This is a genomic window from Paenibacillus lutimineralis (assembly GCF_003991425.1).
Lineage (GTDB): Bacteria > Bacillota > Bacilli > Paenibacillales > Paenibacillaceae > Fontibacillus > Fontibacillus lutimineralis.
On the sequence record NZ_CP034346.1, the window covers coordinates 1,485,690 to 1,504,400 of the forward strand.

Consider the following 18,711-nt stretch of genomic DNA (forward strand, 5'->3'; position numbering starts at 1 on the left):
ACGCTTTATGTTATTGATAAAAGAGGCCTTCGCAAGTTAATCAACTTGAGGAGGCTTCTTTTGTCTATGTGTGGTTACAAATATCAAACTGACGGAGATAACAATACATAAAAGCAATGAAAATACGATTTATAGTTTTTGAAGTTGTAAACTTTAGGGGATAGTGTGTTATACGTATATATAGGTGGTAAATGGAGAGGAGGCGTTATTATCGAAAAGTTAGGTTTTTTATTATTAAGTATAGTTTTAGGAGGGATAAGTGGTTTCTTTGGGTTCATATTAGTATTGTCAACAGGAGGGGGGCTTATTGCTTCGTTGAATAGTACGCCCTCAATAATTTCTCTTCTATTATTTTTAATAATGATAGGGGGATATCTGTCTATTTTTATTTTGTTGAGAAAAAGATATAGCGATATGTTTAGTGTCATTAATATTATTGTCTTCCTAATTTTTTTGCTTTCTGCACCAGCTATACAGATTATACAGGCAAAAATGGAACATAATCTAGCTATTCCTTCTCAAGAATCGCAGAAGCGTGTATTTAGTGAAGTTAATCAAATAATAGAAGAGAATGACATTCCGTATAAGATTGATATTAATACTAGTGAGAATGATACGAAAGAGTATGGCCAAAGAGTATATGTTGTCTTAGTAAGGAAAGATAACGGTGATATTCGGAAGGAGGAAATTATTAAATTTTTGGGCAAATCACCTGATATTGGTGCATTAAGTTCATCCTTTTATAATAGTAATAATGACTATGTTATTGGTTTGAATTTGGATAAAGACAATAAGATTACCCAGTGTACTCCATTTGATATTTGTAAAGAATTTGACTTTTAAATAATGCGAGGTGGAATAAAATAGATAAAAAAGATTAAGTTAATATTGCTTTGCCTTATAATTATGTGTTGTAGCACATAGTATGAGGGGACTAGTAGCGACTAAATACATAAATCAAGGTTTGGAAAAACATAGATAAATTGATAACATTAGGGCTCCATATTTAGGCGCCCCAAAAGCACAATGCAATATGCTCGCTATAAAAAGAAGCCTCTCACCAGTTCATCAGGACTGATGAGGGGCTTCTTTGTTATCTACATACCTTTACAAGTTTGATCTTTTCCTGACAATATGCTGATATTCCTAGTCCACATTCATAACACGGTATATTTGATGGAAATCATGTAAAATCTATGGTTATCGGAGCTAATTGAAATGATGATAGGAGGATACTCCATGACTGATGAGAATGTTGTGAAGTCGCTGAATACTTTTCTAAAAGGGCGGTACATGGGAATCCATGCGTATGAGCATTTTATCGAGAAATTGCAGGAGCCTGATATAAAGACACAGTTCCAGCAAATTCAACAGGATCACAAACGGCATGCGATGAGGGTGGCAGAAAGAATCCAGAATCTTGGTGAGGTTCCAGCCGACGATGAAGGGTTTGTCGGTTCTGTACAAGGGTTTATGAGCAAGCTGAAAATGCCCGAGGATACGAAAAGTATTCTACAAAGTGCTTTAAAAGGCGAAGAACACTACGCTGTTGAAATGTCTGAGGAGATCGTCAGAGGTCACCTCGATTCAGAAAGCTACGAGCTGATCCATGCTATTTTGGAGCAGGACCGAAAGCATGTTGAGCTGTTGAAGGGTTTAATCGATTAGTTGAAGCTAGGGAACAAGATATGACTTAAAAATAAATAAGCTATCACATGAATAGATTTTCTAATCATGCGATAGCTTTTGTTTTTTTAATCAGTAACTATTTGGACCTCAGCATCAGTCTGCTCCCACTGCTCCTTCAGGCGCTACTTCAGGGGCGGCTCCCTCAGGAGCCGGATTTAGCTCTATGTGGCGACCGTCAATCCACCAGTTGCCATTGTTAGTATTGATAAGGAGCCAGTCAGACCAACGCCCAATTACCTGAACGGTTTGTGGACTCAGAGTGGATACCTTAGGGGAAAAAGCATCCGGATATTTATAGGTATAAGCGTTATCCTTAAGATCGGCGGTGGCATTCATATCCTCAACAACGGCTAGCTTACCTGGTGACGGTTGAACCCAACCAGTCCCCTGGTTGCTAACCACCTGATACCAGTCGCCCTTTTGAGCTGTCACTTCAACCTGTTGTGGCTTCAGATTGGATATGCTGTCTGCAGCTCCAATCTTGCTATACAATTTGGTTTCTGCCAATAGACTCATAGATTGCTGGAGATACTGAACCTTTTGTTTCTCCAGCCAAAGAGTATAAGATTTTTGCGCTGTAAATAACGGAACCTCTTTATTTTCGGACCAGATTCCATTAAAAGCACTTAATGGCACGCTTCGTTCTCCGGCGTATTCTGCCACCTCGATGGTAAAGCCAGGGCGGCCAAATTCTTGGATGAACCAGTCTTTATAGCCTCCACCAGAAGGATTTTTCTCAGGCTGAACAAGAGAATATCCTGTAAGCTTGCTTAGCTCCGTAGCTATAGCTTTATCTCTAGATAGATTTTTACTAAGCGTGTTAAAGTGCCAGAATAGGATCTGTCCCGAACTATGATAAGAAATCGTAAGTTCAGGGTCGATCTTGTATGTAAAGTCCATCATACTTTGTACTTCTAGAGCTTGCGCTGCCTGAGTACCTTTATAATTTTGATGCCAAGGATACGCTTTAGTATTTTTAATATTGTTCCATTGGGCTGGGTATTGGCGATTCAGATCGATTCCCTGCATATTGGCTTTCCAGCGATTAAAGTTCGTGCTATTACCATTGTATTGTTTTAAGGTTTTCGCTAGATTTGCTGGTAGACCTGTAGTTCCTTGCTGTGATAGGGTTACACCATCCGGATTAACCATAGGAACAAACCAAATGCTTACGTGATCTAGTAATTCGCGTACGTTATATTTCGAGATCTTTGCATTGTCATAATAGGCAGCAGCATATGTATCGATCATTTTCATTAAAAGAGACGTAGTTATCCATTCTCTAGCGTGATGTGATCCATTAAGAAATAGTACGGATTCACCCCGGCCTAATTTGATAGCCCATAACTCCCGACCATATTTCGTCTGTCCTATTGATTCATAAGATATTAGATCAGGATAGGCATCTGTGAGTCTCTTAATGTCATTCTGCAAGATTGAATAAGAATAGATTTGGTTAGGATTTACGATAGATGTAGATGCCTTAGCGGATTGTGGTACTTCAAAAAAAGAGGCTACTAGAAACAAACATAGGAAGAAGAATAGAACTCTTTTAAATGGAGTAGTCTTTGGAACTGGTGACTTAATCAATATTACACGTCTCCCATTCAGCTGTTATTATGTATAAAGTCTAGTGATAGTTGCGAGTATAAGATAATATACCCATTAAGTCAATCCATTTACTGGAATTGAAGCGGGTCTAATTTCCTAAGATTGAACGTTTAGGGGATAATAAAGGGAGAACCTGGTCACCATTATAATGGTTTCTGTGTTGTTGATTAGAAGTCATCTAGCTGGTAGTAAGAATCAATTTACATATTACTTTTAATTTGATATATTGGTCGGTAATTCATTTCGTGAAGTAACCTTAGATAACAGAGAAGAAGTGGTGAGTAACATGGGATAACTGTAAAAGATATGCTGCAATTGCCTTCTTTTCGAGGAGCAAAGGTACTGACTGGAAAGAGTAATCTTCACCGTACCGTCTCCTCTTTATCCGTACTAGAGGTTTCAAACGCGGATTATTCCTCCCGTATCGTCAATTCGGTTCAAGAAGAGTGGTATGCGGAAGAGATGGTTATCAGTTCTTTTTACTCCATTAAAGATAGTATAGAGAAGCAGTGTGAAGCGGTTGAGTATTTGTATGGGCTCGGTGAAGTTGGACTGATTCTATATTATGTAGGAATCATTATTCCGGAAGTAGCCGAAGAGGTGCTGCAATTCGCAGAGTCCAAAAATTTCATCATCATTTGCATGCCTGAAAATGATTTTTCACTTCGTTATAATGAAGTGATCTATGAAGTGATGGAAGCGATTGTTCTGAACAATCAGACGTTCAACGATAATTTTGTGAATGAAGCATTAGAGAAAGTATCTTTGCTGCCAGAACACTCACGAAGCGTTGAAATTACACTTAAATTTCTGTCTGATCGGCTGAAAGCGAACATCATCCTGACGAACACGCATATGGAGATTATGAATCAAGTGATGTGGCCTCGTAATTCATCGTTAGATGTGGCTCATCTTATAGATGTCTATGCTCCCTATTTATTAAATGGGGTGAAGGGACAAGCAGAATCTAATTGCGATTGCTATGTGGAATACAAGAGTGTTCATCAAAAAAACGGAGAAGTACTGTATCTATTTCTAATTAAAGAGAATTCAAAACTACCCGCGAAGACCATCGATAAAATCAGCGAGGTCGTACAGGTGGCCATCAATCTGTGGGGGGATAAGCATAACGAGGTCAGCGAATATGCCCTGGTAAAAGCGATTATTAATGATGAGAGCGATAAAATGCGCAGACTGGCTCATCTTCTCCATATAGATGTCGCTTCCATTCAGATGATGTGGCTCGTATTTATTCAGGATTTGTCAAAAGAAAAGCAGATTCGCGAAGAGTTGGAAGAGTATTTGTTCAAATATTACAAAACAGCGGTCATTCAAACCGTCGATCATTGTATCATTGCCCTTATGGGAAATTGCTCTTACAAGTACAATGAGTATGAGATTGCAGCCGAATATATCGACACAACGAATTCTGCCTCGCTTATATCCGAAATGGTCTATGCTCCCAGAATGAGAAATACGCAAGATGTACGGCGTATGTATCGGCTGGTGAACAGTGTGGGACGGAAGGTCCATCTGATTTATGAGCATCGTAAATTGTATACGGCTGCTGAGATGCGTTCGATGAAACAAGCGATCGATATGAGTTCACAAGGAGAGGAAGTCCTTGAGGAATGGTTGGCTGTTATTGATCCGATTCTGGGTGATCCGGATTCGCTTAAGACGCTCATGACCTTTTTGTTAGATGCCAAAGGGAATTATGATGCCTGTGGAAAAATGCTATTCGTGCATAAAAACACAGTGAAATATCGCATTAAAAAGATCAGCGAATTAATTGGTTATGATGTAACGGTGAATTCCGAATTTTATGATGTTTGCATTGCTTGTATGATTTATCGACTGATACACAGCTAGTCTAATCCGTAACTTTTGTCCAAATGACAAAAATTACGGATTTTTTTTGGGTTTTAGAAAAAGACGTAATCCCATGTATCCTTCTATAATAAGAAAAATTCACTTAACGAGGGGGAGAAATGATATGAGAAAGGACGGAGAGCATCAGTCTTGGTTCACCCTGGGGATGGTTTGGGCCGGAGCGGTGATTAGTATACCAGGCCTCCTGGTTGGGAATACGCTGATCGCAGGTATGAGCTTATCTAAGACATTATTGATCGCCTTTTTGGGTTATTCCATTATTGTTGTCCTGATGATTCTTCAGGGCATTCAGAGCACGGATCTCGGCAAATCAACGGTTCAAGTCGCAGCTCAGGTATTTGGCAAAAAGGGCTCGCGCACCATTTTATCCATTATTCTCGCCATTGCTTGCCTCGGGTGGTTCGGGATTCAGGCTAATGTATGCGGGGCAGCGCTGGCTAATCTGCTGGCGGAGTATGGAATGACAATCCCAGTTCCCCTGGCTTCATTGATTAGTGGTCTGGTTATGGTCGTTTCAGCAATGTACGGTATTAAAGTGCTGCGAGTACTTAGCTATATAGCAGTGCCACTACTCATTGTGATATGTATCTATGGCTTAATCCAAGCGTTCACGATGGATTCCATTCATCATATTTGGAGCTACCAGCCGGAGAAGCAAATGAACTTCATGGATGGACTAGCTGTAACTATAGGCTCATTTGCCTTAGGGGCCGTTATTGCAGGCGATTATTCGCAGTTTTCGAGAAAACGTTCCGATGTATTGAAAGCCGCACTAATCGGGATTGTACCTTCTGGCGTATTGATGATTAGTGTGGGTGCAATTCTATCTTTTGCTTATCAGACTAGTGATATTGCAGCTGTCTTTATAAATATTACAACACCTTTTATTGGGGGTATAGTGTTAATCCTGGCTACATGGAAAACAAATATGGTAAATGCGATCTCAGGTGGATTTGCCCTCACCAATGTACTGCATATTTCCAAGGATAAAGAGAAATGGGCAGTAGGGGTTGCGGGACTCATTGGGACTGTGCTTGCAGTGATCGGAATTTTGAATTATTTTACGCCGGTCATGTCGGTCTTGTCAGCAATGGTTCCGCCAGTAGCAGGGGTTATGGTCGCTTCTTATTGGATTATGAATAAAGGTGATAAGAACCGTTGGAAGGAAACAGAGGGGGTTAATCGTCTGGGAGTGATTTCCTGGCTGATCGGTTCCATTATTGCTTGCATGCCTGTCGTTCTGTCCTTCTTCCCAAGCTTACCCCAAGTATCGAATCAGCCATTAATCGGCATCATTATTTCTTTTGTCATGTATGTGGTTTGCTATCGTATCATGGCCAGAAAGTCAGTCCTATTGGAGGGGAATTAAATGAGATATTTAGATAAACAATCGATTGAGTATATTGCCATAGGCGCTGCATTTTTAGGAACAGGTGGAGGAGGGGATCCTTACATCGGTAAACTCATGGCTCTTTCAGCCATTGAAAAATACGGACCTGTAAGACTTTACTCTGTGGATGAAATTGAAGATGAGGATTTCTTCATCCCTTCTGCCATGATGGGTGCTCCTTCCGTATTGGTGGAGAAGTTTCCGAAAGGAGACGAATTTGTTAAGGTGTTTCAGAAGCTGGCCAAGTATTTGGGCAGAGAGAAAATTACAGGCACATTTCCGATGGAAGCGGGCGGAGTCAATTCTATGATTCCGATTGTTGTTGCAGCACAGTTGAATTTACCGCTTATTGATTGCGATGGCATGGGAAGAGCATTTCCTGAGTTGCAAATGGTGACGTTCAACCTTGACGGCATTTCGGCTGCACCGATCGCAATTACAGATGAGAAAGGGAACATCGGTATCTTCGAAACGATCGACAATAAATGGACGGAACGTTTGGCGCGTACAGCAACGGTGGAGATGGGGGCTAGTGCTCTAGTAAGCCTGTATCCGACGACGGGAGCTCAAATCAAGAAAAGTGGTGTCCATAACATCGTGACCCTATCGGAGCAGATCGGAGAGATCATTTCTTCCAAAAATAGAGATGCAAAAGACAAGCTTGAGCAGCTTTTAAGTCTGACATCTGGATATGAGTTGTTCCAGGGAAAAATAACAGATGTCATCCGGGAAACGAAGGGCGGCTTTAATTTTGGGAAAATGAACCTGGAAGGCATTGAGATGAACAAAGAAGAGCAGATGAAAGTTTATTTTCAGAATGAGAACCTGCTTGCCGAGAAGAACGGTCAGGTTATAGCGATGACGCCGGATTTAATATGTTTGGTTGACTATGAAACCTTGCTTCCCGTGACAACGGAGAGTTTGAAATATGGAAAACGCGTACGCGTCATCGGGTTGCCAGCGCATCCCAAGTGGAGAACCGAAATGGGAATCAAGACGGTAGGACCGAGATACTTTGGGTATGATTACGATTATGCTCCGATTGAAGAATTGATAAGTAAGGCGGTGGCTAGCCATGTATAGAATTGGAATAGATGTAGGCGGCACGAATACAGATGCTATTATTTTGGATGAGCATAACCAGTTAGTCCATAGCGTGAAATCCCCAACGACACTAGATATAAAGACAGGGATTGTGACGTCGCTGCGAAAAGTATTGAAGGAAGCGAATGTTGATAAGACGAAAATCTCGCATGCCATGCTTGGGACAACGCAGTGCACCAATGCTATTGTTGAACGGAAGAAATTGGCCAAAGTTGGTGTAATCCGTCTAGGATTCCCCGCTACCGCTTCTGTTCCTCCATATACGGCTTGGCCTCAAGACATGATAAAAAAACTAACCGGAAACTATGCTCTAGTCCAAGGTGGCTACGAATATGATGGTCAATTGCTTAGTGAGATCGATGAGCAGGAGATTAACGAGCTGCTAGCGAAGTGGCGTGATAAAGTAGAAGCTATTGCGATCATTGGTGTATTCTCCTCCATCAAAAATGATCAGGAACTCAAGGTGCGAGACTTAATCTGGGAAGCCTACGGGGAAGACTACACGGTTTCCTGTTCGTCTATGATCGGATCTGTTGGCTTGATTGAAAGAGAGAATGCAACGATTCTGAACGCGGCTTTATGCCATGTCATCGAAACCACTACCACGGGTTTTGCTAATGCATTAGAAGCAGAAGGGATTAAAGATGTTGAAGTGTACCTATGTCAGAATGACGGTACGCTCATGTCGATTGAATATGCCAAGCAATTCCCGATTCTTACGATTGCTTGCGGACCAACGAATAGTATTCGGGGAGCTTCCTATTTAGCGAACATTAAAGATACGATGGTCATCGACGTAGGCGGTACGACATCAGATATCGGTGTTTTGCAGGATGGATTTCCAAGAGAGTCCTCTGTAGCGGTGGAAATAGGCGATATTCGCACAAATTTTAGAATGCCAGATATCATCTCAGTAGGGCTCGGCGGTGGAAGCATTGTGCGTGCAGAGGGTGGTAAGATAACGGTTGGTCCAGATAGTGTAGGCTATAAGATCGGAGAAGAAGCACTTGTATTTGGTGGAAGCACCTTGACCGCGACGGACATCGCGGTTCGTCTCGGACTAGCTGACATGGGAGACAAGAGTTTAGTCAGTCATATCGATGAAGGGTTTGCGAAACAAGTCCAATCCGTAATTTCTTCGATCATAGCAAAAGCGATCGATAAGATGAAAACTTCTTCCGAAGATGTACAGATCGTACTCGTAGGTGGAGGCAGCGTGATTATTCCAGATGAGATTTCTGGAGTAGCTGATATCGTTAAAGTCGAAAACGGCGGAGTTGCGAATGCCATCGGTGCATCGATCTCACAAATTAGTGGACAGTACGAACAGATCTACATTTATTCTCGTGAACCGCGAGAGCAGTCGCTTAAGGATGCTGAGGAAAAAGCAGTGAAACAAGCGGTAATTGCGGGAGCCGATCCTACTACGATAAAATTGGTTGAAGTTGAAGAGATACCGCTCGCCTATCACCCGGAAAATGCAACTCGATTAAGAGTCAAAGTGGTAGGTAAAATGAGTTAGAAGCATACTTTGGCGGCTTAGGATTATTACAGAAGCTTCTCATGAATTGTACAAATTTATGAGAGGCTTCTTTTTTATTCTTAACTCTAAGGTTCATTTTTCTTCTATCAATGAGGTTAGGCTAATTAAGTTATAATAAGTTATTATAAAGTTTCTGGAAAGGATTAGATTAATGATGAGACTCAATCAACTTGGCTTCTCTGACCTTTTAGTTAGCGAGATCGGTCTTGGCTCCATGTCTCTGGGAACAGAAGAACGCAAAGCCATTGGAATTATCCATGAAGCACTCGATCAAGGTGTTAATTTTCTGGATACGGCGGATTTGTACGATTCTGGACGCAATGAAGAGCTGGTAGGCAAGGCAATTAAGGGAAGGCGTGATCGCGTAGTTATTGCTAGCAAAGCCGGGAATCGACGGATTGAAGGAAGGGAAGGATGGGTCTGGGACCCTAGCAAGGCTTATATCAAATCAGCTATTAAGGATAGTCTGCATCGATTGCAAACCGATTATCTGGATCTGTATCAGCTACATGGGGGAACAATCGAGGATCCTATCGATGAGACGATCGAGGCATTTGAGGAGCTGAAGCAGGAAGGCTTAATACGTTACTATGGGATTTCCTCTATTCGACCCAATGTGATTCGGGAGTATGCAACTCGATCATCAATGGTCAGCGTGCTGAATCAATTTAGTATTCTTGATCGACGTCCCGAGGAAGAGGTGTTGCCGCTTCTGCATGAGAAGGGGATCGGCGTTATTGCCAGAGGGCCACTGGCTAGCGGGGCACTTGCTACTGAACGTGAGATAACTAAAGGCTATTTGAACTATTCGCCAGAAGAAATTATTAAGCTTCGTACACGGCTAAGTGCTGTAGCCCGAGAAAGTAATAGAACGATGACAGAGCTTGCGATTCGTTATTCGCTCAGCCATCCTGCAGTCGCGACAGTGATTCCGGGTGCAAGCTCGCGGGAGCAATTGCTGGCGAATATTGCTGCAGCTCGTACTCCGCATCTGACACAAGAAGAGATAGAAGCGATTAAGCAGATTAGCGAAGCGAATCGCTATGAGCAGCATCGATAATGATAGTGGGCTGTCCGGAAAACCTATAGCTAGAGTGATCGCATGTAACATGCGGTCAAAAATGACGGTTAGAGTACGATAAAAACAATGTCGCTCTTCTAAGGGACACTTTTGACCATTAGAAGCAAAAAATGCGGTTTTTCGCGACTTTCCCACTTGTAATGGACATAATTGTCCGTTACAAGGGCAGAATCCCAAAGAATCAACGCTAACGGTCAAAAATGTCCGAGTGATCAGGTCACAATAATCCTAAGTCCGAACTATTTATCTAGCCTGTTCAAGAAAAAAGCAGGCATCTCGCTAAGTGACTACATCCAACGAGAGAGAATTCATGAAGCGATGAAGCTGCTAACGCTTACCCAATATTCGATATCGGATATTTGTGACCCCCAAGCAGTACAGAAATGCGGAACAACGATCTGATAGATTTGACAACCTTCGCTGAATTCAATATAATCTTTCATAATTCTATATTTGATATACGTTGAAAGAGCGAAGTAGCGGCAGTCACTGTTCTCAGAAAGCCAGGGGTTGATGGAACCTGGCAGCATACTGTTCAACCGGCGAATTACACTCTGGAGTATCTTGGGTAATGCCAAGCGGGATAGCTAACGATACATAGCTGTGAGTGGTATGATGAGGTTAATGCTCTCATACAAATTGGGTGGTAACACGGTTATTGAATCGTCCCTGGATCTGCTGATGCAGACTGGGGGCGATTTTTTAGTTGGTGATGAAGTCACGTATATCTAGCTTAATAGAATAAGAGATGATATGGGAGGCGGAAGTGAAAATGAATATTATTGATGAACTACAATGGCGCGATGCGATTAATCAACAGACGGATGCGGAAGGGCTTCGCAAGCTGACGGAAGAGAAGGCAATCTCCTTGTACTGCGGGGTTGACCCAACTGGAGACAGCATGCATATCGGACACTTGATTCCTTTTATGATGCTGAAGAGATTTCAATTAGCAGGCCATAAGCCGGTAATTCTGATCGGTGGAGCGACAGGAACGATCGGTGATCCAAGCGGACGCCAGACGGAGCGAACCCTGCAGACGATGGAGCAGGTGCAGGCGAATGTGGAATCATTAACCGCGCAAATGAAGAAGCTGTTCCTGACGGACGGGGACAACCAACTGCGCATGGTGAACAACTACGATTGGACGCATGAATTGAACGTTATTGATTTCCTGCGTGACTTCGGGAAGAACTTCAGCATCAATACGATGCTTGCCAAGGATATCGTTGCTAGCCGTCTGGAGAGCGGCATCTCCTTCACCGAGTTCTCCTATCAAATTCTGCAGTCCATGGACTTCCTGCACCTCTACCAGAATGAAGACGTGCAGCTTCAAATCGGTGGCTCCGATCAATGGGGGAATATCACTAGTGGTTTGGACCTGATCCGTAAAAAAGAAGGCTCTGAGGCAAAAGCGTTCGGCTTGACGATTCCACTGATGCTGAAGGCTGATGGCACGAAGTTTGGCAAGACGGCCGGCGGCGCGATCTGGCTCGATCCGAAGAAGACGACGCCGTATGAATTCTACCAGTTCTGGGCGAATACCGATGACCGTGATGTGGTGAAATACCTGAAGTACTTCACTTTCCTGGACAAAGAGACGATTGAGAATCTGGCCGAAAAAGTAAAAACCGAGCCGCATAAGCGCGAGGCGCAAATTACGCTTGCGGAAGAGATGACAAGATTCGTGCATGGCGAGGAAATGCTGGCCCAAGCTCAGCGGATCACGTCAGCGCTCTTCAGCGGAGATATCAAATCGCTGACGGCTGATGAGATCGAACAAGGCTTCAAGGAAATGCCAACCTTCGAAGCATCTAAGGAATCCAAGAATATCGTCGACTGGCTTGTCGATGTTGGCATCGAACCGTCCAAGCGTCAAGCGCGTGAGGATATTACGAGCGGTGCTATCACTTTGAACGGAGACCGCGTCAGCGAGCTTGAGTTCGAAGTTAGCGCAGATCATGCTATTGAAGGCCGCTTCATCATTATCCGTAAAGGGAAGAAGAAGTATCATCTTGTGAAACTGGCGTAGGACTTATTAACAGATATTTTAATAGAGGCATAGCCCTGTTTCTTGCAATTGGAGAAAGGGGCTATGCTTTTTTACTTCAAATTTTGTTCATTCCAACCGACATAAAGAAGAAAGAAATATGATTCATCAAGAAGAGGGGTTAGAGAAATGGACAAGAAGATCGCATCCCGGCTGCAATGGGCGAAGCCAATCAGAAGTAAAGGAGGGATATTAACGATCGCTGCAGCTGCAGCTGTATTTATGACAACGATTCTATCTGCTAACGCTGCTTATGCCAAGCATGATGTAAATGAGCATGTACAGCAGCATACGCGTACGGAGATCGTGCAGAAGATGAAGGAGTACGTATCGGTGCGGACCGATGAAGAGTACCTATGGAAAGAGGCTTATGAAGAGAAGCCCGTCATAAGTTCCCCTTATTCTCCGGGGAAGTTGCAGGAAGCATACATATTGGAAGGCGTTAAGGCAGTGAACTGGGTTCGTTATTTGGCTGGTCTTCCAGATGATATCGAAGCGGATCTTACGCTCGGCGATCAGCAGCAGGCAGCAGCATTGCTCAATGCTATACATGGGGAATTGAATCATTATCCAGCACAGCCTCAGGGCATGAGTGCAAGTCTATACAGCCTCGGAGCCAATGGAGCCAAGAGCAGCAATATCGCTTATGGGGCGGATAATTTCATGGAAGCCGTGGTGGATCTATATATGGCCGATTCGAGCACGGGCAATATCGATAGGGTTGGGCATCGACGTTGGATACTCAATCCGAGTATGAAGAAGACGATGTTCGGCGCTGCGTTAGGGCAGTCGGGAACACATGAAGTTGCTTATTCCAATATGTATTCCTTCGATAAGTCTCGGCCTGCAGGAGAAGTCACTTATGAATATATTGCTTGGCCAGCAGCAGGACAGTTCCCGCTTGAAGTATGGCATGACAAGGACCCATGGTCGATCTCGCTGAATCCGGATATTTATGATAATACAAAGACAAGTAGTGTCACGGTTAAAATGACCCGTCAGTCCGATGGCAAGGTATGGAACTTCAGTGCGGATGATCGGGATAAAGCGGGCAAGTATTTTACCGTGAATAAAGGCGGTTACGGGATCCCTTACTGCATTATTTTCCGTCCGGATTTAGCAATGGAATACAAGGCAGAGGATCAGTTCCATGTCGAAGTGACAGGACTCTATGGCAAGGCAAGCGGTAAACAGCTCTCGCTTTCGTACGATACTCAGTTCTTCAAGGCTAAACAGGAGACAGAACAACCGATAGAACAACCAACGAGTCCAACAGTGAATACGGTTCAGATCAGCCCTTGGGCTAAGGAGGATTATCTAAAGCTTAGCGAACATTCGCTGCTGGATGGTCTTGAAGGCAACAATCATGCAAGCCAAATCAACCGTAAGGAGTTTACGTATATCGCCTTTAATTTGTATAAATATAAGACAAGTTATGAAATGCAGGGGATAGTAAGCCCGTTCAGCGATATCGATCAAGCCAGGATCTCTCACGCTGCAAAGCTTGGGCTGATTCAGGGAACTGCTGAAGGACAATTCTCTCCCGAAAAGAAGCTTACCCGTCAGGAAGCGGTCGTCGTGCTGATGAATCTCTATAAGAAGCTTGGCGGTGATGCTGTCACTGTGAAGGGTACAAGCTCAGTCTTTGCAGATGATGCCGGGATTACCTCCTGGGCCAAGCAAGATGCCTATGCCGCGTATCAGCTGGGACTGATTCAAGGAATGGGGAAGAATCAATTTCGCCCGAAAGATAATTTGACCAAGGAACAGGCCTATGTCATGCTGGCTAAATTGCTGGACAAATAAGGCAAGGCCAAAGCACAGAAAAACCACCGGATAATTTTGATGGAGGATGAAGCCGAAGAACTGGCGGTAACAGACGGTGTAATTGAATTATCTTTTAAACCATTATTTAAACCATACTTCATCAAGAAATATAACGACAGGCTCTAACACTTTGCTAGAATATTTAATGACAACAATATCTCGTTCTTATGAGATGTTCGTATATATCAAATTTTTAGAAGCTTCTGCCCTAGGCAGGAGTTTTTCTTTTAAAGCGATTGTTATGTAGTTAAATACTTCCATTTCATAGTATGATAAGTCTATAGCTCATAGGGTCTATCAAGGTGTGTTCATTTTTATTAAGCGTAATCCGTAATTCACGAACTTCGTGAAGTGTTATGCAACACCTTACATATTCTCAGTTGATGATGAGGAGATGAGAGCATGACAACAAATTCCACCGCGGAACAAATCCGCATTATCGAATATGACCCTTCCTACGCTGGGGCGCTCGCTGATATGTGGAACTGCAGCAACGAAAGTTGGGGAGGCGGCACCAAGCTGAGAACGGAGGACACTGTGCGCCGGGAGATGGAGATTTCGTCCAATCTTCATGCGTTTCTCGCCGTCGATGGCAAGGAGGTTGTCGGCTTCTGCAGTTTCGCCCATTACCGTCATGACGAAGGGGCCCTGTATGTACCGCTGTTGAATGTGCGGCCCGATTATCACGGCTACAAGGTCGGCCGCAATCTGATCTTGAATGCCGTCCGCAAGACAGTTGAAGCAGGGTGGCCACGCCTAGATCTGTTTACCTGGGCAGGCAACACCAAAGCCGTGCCGATGTACAAGAAATGTGGGTTCTTCTGGGAAAAAAATGATGATTACGTCCACTTGATGAACTTCATTCCGACCATCTTGCAAACCGAAGCGCTCGCTCCTTATTTTGAGGAACTCGATTGGTATGCAGACAGCACCCGCGAGCTCGTCATCGAGCCGGATGGTCGTAGGGAGCGCGGCTTCGATTTTTTTGAATACACCTGGGGTAAGGGAGATCTCTTCGTACGAGCGGAATTCGAAAAGTCCGGTCGAGGGCTGACCGCTCTGGACACGCCTGACTATGCAATCTCCACCGAAATCGACGATCACGATCTTGTGTTCGGTTCCGCCTACAAGGTTTGCTATCGCATCAAGAACCGCTCGGCTTCCGAGCTGGCAATTGAGATTAATGGCCAGGACGACAAGAGTATTCGTTTTGCGCTGACTGCTGCACAAACGATCGCTCCGGGAGAAACGGTCATCGTGGAGGGGGAATTCGAGCTTATCCCGGTCCAGGAGGAGCAGAATGACAAGAAGACCCATCCCGTTGTGATGAGCCAATGGATTATCGGTGGCAAGCGGGCCGAGTTCCGCATAGGCATCGCTCCGAAATTTCCGGTAAAGATGAAGACGGCGCTGCCAGTCAAGGAGCTTTATCCGGGCATTCCGGCCGAGCTATATTTGAACGTGGAGAACCATTTTGCCTCGGAAGCGGAGTTTGCTTTTGAATGGCCAGAGGATAAATGCGTGGAATGGGCCAATCGTGCGGTACGCTTCACGCTTCCAGCTAAGGGCAAAGCCTCTGTCCCGGTATCCTTCATCTTGCGGTCCTACGGACTCTACTCGTGAGAGGTTGAGGTGACGGCAGTTCCGGTTGAACAAAAGGCGGTTTCCTTCACAAGCAAGCTGTCAGTCCTGATGAAGGGAACGCACGGCCGATTCGGTGGGGAAGCCGGGGAACAGTGGATCGCCGTGAACGGCGCATTCTCCCTCCATCTGGATAAGCTAAATAATAACATGTGGATCGAATATCCTGGCTCCCATCACAGTTTCTGGTGGAACTATCCGAAGCTGGGTAAGCCGTTTGCAGAAGAATTCTCCAAGAAGCAGGCTAAAGAAGTGAAGATCTACGCAGAAGGGGAGAGTCAGGTACTTGAAGCTCTCTACGAGTCGGAAGACTTTCCCGGCCTGGAGATAAAGTCGGTGGCCAAGCTGTTCGCAAGCGGCATCGCCGAATTTTATCACGAAATCTGCAATACCAGCAGCAAAGGGCTGGAAGAGAACATGTATCTGCTGACGAGTTTCGGTTTCTTCGGCAACAGGCTTATCCTGCCATACCAGGGCCATTATGTGGACATGGGCGATGCTTACTCCAGCGATCCGAATCTTTGGGACAGCGCCCAGATCACGGAGAACTGGCTGTTCAACAAGGATAGGAACGTCGGTTGCGGTATCTGTTGGGACCCTTCCTTGAAGCTGCTTCGCCCAGAATACCCGCTTGGGCTGGAGCATGATCTGGGCCGAATTTCTGGCGGAGCCGTCGTGCGGACGAAGACGACCGTGTTTGCACTGAACACCTTCGCCAAGTGGTGGGATTTTCGCTCCTTCGCACGGAAGCTGCGGAACCCGGTAGTACCGATGCTGGACGATCATCTAGAACTGGCGCTTGGCGGCGGAAATCCGTTCTTGGCTGGGCCGCTGAATGCAGAACTTATCGAAAGAAAGATGGTTCCGCTCGCCGGTAGCTTGGAACTGTACGTGCAAAACGGTGAGAATCCGGAGTGGAAGGTTGCCGACATGAAGTTGCAAAGGGAGCAGGACCTTAGTTCTGTGAGCTATGAGTTCTCCCATGGGGAAAAGCAAGACCCGGGAAATGGTGAATCCGGTTGGAAGGTCCGTGCCGTCTATCGCGGTGAGGATTGGGTTCAGGAGCGGTCGGCTCTCTGGCTCCCCCAAACGGAAGCAGCCGTCGTTTGCGGGCTGGAGGAAGGCGCGGCAGGTCCCGTGTACACGGTAAGTAACGGGATTCTCTCCATAGCGGCTGCTCCTGGTTTCGGCAGCGTCGTGCATTCCCTGAAGCACGAAGGCGAAGAATGGTTGGACAGTTCGTATCCGGAAGTGGCCCCGCGTTCTTGGTGGAATCCCTGGTACGGCGGACTCGGCGTGGATATCCCCGGCATGAGTGGCTTCAGCCGACAACAGGAGCCGAGAAGTGCGACTTGGGCGGAGCGGGTGGATGTGCACGGCAACGTCTGGAAGGGGCTCCGAATGACCACTGTCATCGAGAAGCAGGAAGCAAATCGGGGGATCACGATCGACCAGCATTACCTTATGCTGCCCGGTGTCCCTGTTCTCTGCGTGCTTCATTCGGTGACCAACGAAAGTGGCATGGTTCTGCCGCATTATTCACTCACGGATGATAATTTCATCAAGCCATCGCCTGTCTTCTCCGAAGGGTGGATGGAAATCCCTGGGGAAGGAAGGTTTCTTCTAGGGAAGCTGGAAGCCCAGCTTCATTCCAAGGGACTTTTGCGAATTGGCGCGATTTCTCGTCACAACATGCTGCATGTAGTGAATAATTATGACAATCAGAGTTCATCAGCATATGTGAATAACAAGGTGTTTAGTCACGGTGTGAATCATCACCTTTCACTTCTGAATGGGGGAATCGCCGAGACACAGCCGACTTTTCTAATCTTAGGTCGAATCGATCTGAATCCGGAGGATGTCCGTGACCTTCAGAAGCTGACCTTTGCTAGCCCTACCGACGAAAAGGAGACCTTACATGCCGATCATTGACATTCATATTCATCTGTCGGACATCGACAGTTTTCATCAAACCGCGATTGATCAATCTAAGGTTGATTACACCGCCGCCGGCCTCAAGGCAGAGTTTGACAAGAACGACGTCATTCTCGGCATCGGAATGGGTGTTACGGAGCAGACGAAGGGAGCCTTTCCCGATTCCAGTTCACCCAATCCGATGGGGCTTGACTTAGAAGATAGCATTCCACCATTTTTAATGGAATGCGTCGGCATCAATCCGAACATGCTCATCGGGAAGCACGCTCTGGAGGAGCTGGACCGGATCGAAGCAAGGCTGCAAGCTCCCGAAGTAGCGGGAATCAAGCTGTATGCCGGGTATTATCATCATTACGTCTATGACAAAATCTACACACCGATCTATGAATTGGCTGCAAAGTACGGTATGCCCGTGGTGATTCATACTGGCGATACCTACTCGATGAACGGATTACTCAAGTATTCGCATCCGCTTACCGTAGATGAATTGGCTTACCAGCAGCGCGGCGTGAACTTCATGATCTGCCATCTGGGTGATCCCTGGGTGATGGATGCCGCCGAAGTGGTGGCCAAGAACCCGAACGTCTACGCCGATTTGTCCGGACTTGTCGTCGGCGATCGGCCCCATTTTGAACGGTTTATGAACGAACCGCTGTTCATGGACCATTTTCGCCGGGCGCTGGTGTACTGTGATCATTACGAGAAAATGTTGTTCGGAACCGACTGGCCGCTCGCACCGATCGACCAGTATGCTGAATTCGTCCGCAGGCTCGTGCCTGAGCAGTATCACGAGAAGGTATTTTACGAGAATGCCTTTGGACTGTTTCCGCGTATTCAGCAGCGGATCGCGGCGCTTTGAGACCATCGGCGTCAGCAGAGCCACTGTCGCAATGAAGTGAAGGAGAATGAAGTATAAGATAATAAGCCATCCCCTTAGATAAAGTGAA

Annotated in this window: 13 protein-coding genes, 1 pseudogene and 1 other annotated feature; of the genes and pseudogenes, 13 read left to right on the forward strand and 1 reads right to left on the reverse strand. The window is 45.3% G+C overall.

The window, feature by feature from the left end; genetic code table 11:
• Positions 1-165: 165 nt before the first annotated feature.
• Positions 166-843, forward strand: a complete 678-nt coding sequence (locus EI981_RS06295; RefSeq protein WP_126996433.1) for a hypothetical protein — start codon at positions 166-168, stop codon at positions 841-843.
• Between the two features lie 396 nt (positions 844-1,239).
• Positions 1,240-1,668: a DUF2383 domain-containing protein gene (locus EI981_RS06300; RefSeq protein ID WP_126996435.1), complete on the forward strand. Its 429-nt coding sequence runs from the start codon at positions 1,240-1,242 to the stop codon at positions 1,666-1,668.
• A 114-nt stretch (positions 1,669-1,782) separates the two neighbouring features.
• Here the strand turns inward: EI981_RS06300 and EI981_RS06305 are convergent, their stop codons facing one another.
• Positions 1,783-3,279 carry a M14 family metallopeptidase gene (locus EI981_RS06305; RefSeq protein WP_227011721.1) on the reverse strand — a complete coding sequence of 499 codons (1,497 nt, stop codon included), beginning with the start codon at positions 3,277-3,279 and terminating at the stop codon, positions 1,783-1,785.
• A gap of 327 nt (positions 3,280-3,606) precedes the next feature.
• Here EI981_RS06305 and EI981_RS06310 point away from each other — a divergent pair, with 327 nt between their 5' ends.
• From EI981_RS06310 to EI981_RS06355, 11 genes and pseudogenes are all read left to right on the forward strand, one after another.
• Entirely contained in the window at positions 3,607-5,172 is a 1,566-nt protein-coding gene (locus EI981_RS06310) for a PucR family transcriptional regulator (RefSeq protein ID WP_126996437.1), read from the forward strand.
• Between the two features lie 124 nt (positions 5,173-5,296).
• A complete protein-coding gene (locus tag EI981_RS06315; RefSeq protein ID WP_126996439.1) occupies positions 5,297-6,562 on the forward strand; it encodes a cytosine permease in 1,266 nt (421 codons plus the stop codon).
• Entirely contained in the window at positions 6,563-7,666 is a 1,104-nt protein-coding gene (locus EI981_RS06320) for an S-methyl thiohydantoin desulfurase family protein (protein WP_126996441.1), read from the forward strand. It begins immediately after the preceding gene.
• Positions 7,659-9,209, forward strand: coding sequence for a hydantoinase/oxoprolinase N-terminal domain-containing protein (locus EI981_RS06325; protein WP_126996443.1), 1,551 nt, complete (start codon positions 7,659-7,661; stop codon positions 9,207-9,209). Before EI981_RS06320 ends, EI981_RS06325 begins: the two co-directional genes overlap by 8 nt.
• 175 nt (positions 9,210-9,384) lie before the next feature.
• Positions 9,385-10,290 (forward strand): aldo/keto reductase, encoded by a 906-nt coding sequence (locus EI981_RS06330; RefSeq protein WP_127004419.1) that lies wholly within the window; start codon positions 9,385-9,387, stop codon positions 10,288-10,290.
• Between the two features lie 249 nt (positions 10,291-10,539).
• A pseudogene (locus EI981_RS06335) lies at positions 10,540-10,674 on the forward strand (helix-turn-helix domain-containing protein); the annotation flags it as partial.
• Positions 10,675-10,765: 91 nt separating this feature from the next.
• Positions 10,766-10,985 (forward strand) — a binding site (T-box leader).
• Between the two features lie 98 nt (positions 10,986-11,083).
• Positions 11,084-12,343, forward strand: a complete 1,260-nt coding sequence (tyrS, locus tag EI981_RS06340) for a tyrosine--tRNA ligase (RefSeq protein WP_126996447.1) — start codon at positions 11,084-11,086, stop codon at positions 12,341-12,343.
• Positions 12,344-12,490: 147 nt separating this feature from the next.
• On the forward strand, positions 12,491-14,167 hold the full coding sequence (locus EI981_RS06345) for an S-layer homology domain-containing protein (protein ID WP_126996449.1): 1,677 nt from the start codon (positions 12,491-12,493) through the stop codon (positions 14,165-14,167).
• Positions 14,168-14,590: 423 nt separating this feature from the next.
• On the forward strand, positions 14,591-15,811 hold the full coding sequence (locus tag EI981_RS29425; protein ID WP_227011722.1) for a GNAT family N-acetyltransferase: 1,221 nt from the start codon (positions 14,591-14,593) through the stop codon (positions 15,809-15,811).
• Positions 15,812-15,820: 9 nt separating this feature from the next.
• Positions 15,821-17,761, forward strand: coding sequence for a hypothetical protein (locus tag EI981_RS29430; RefSeq protein ID WP_227011723.1), 1,941 nt, complete (start codon positions 15,821-15,823; stop codon positions 17,759-17,761).
• Entirely contained in the window at positions 17,748-18,623 is an 876-nt protein-coding gene (locus EI981_RS06355; protein WP_126996451.1) for an amidohydrolase family protein, read from the forward strand. The genes EI981_RS29430 and EI981_RS06355 overlap by 14 nt, the downstream gene beginning before the upstream one ends.
• The last annotated feature ends 88 nt before the right edge of the window (positions 18,624-18,711 follow it).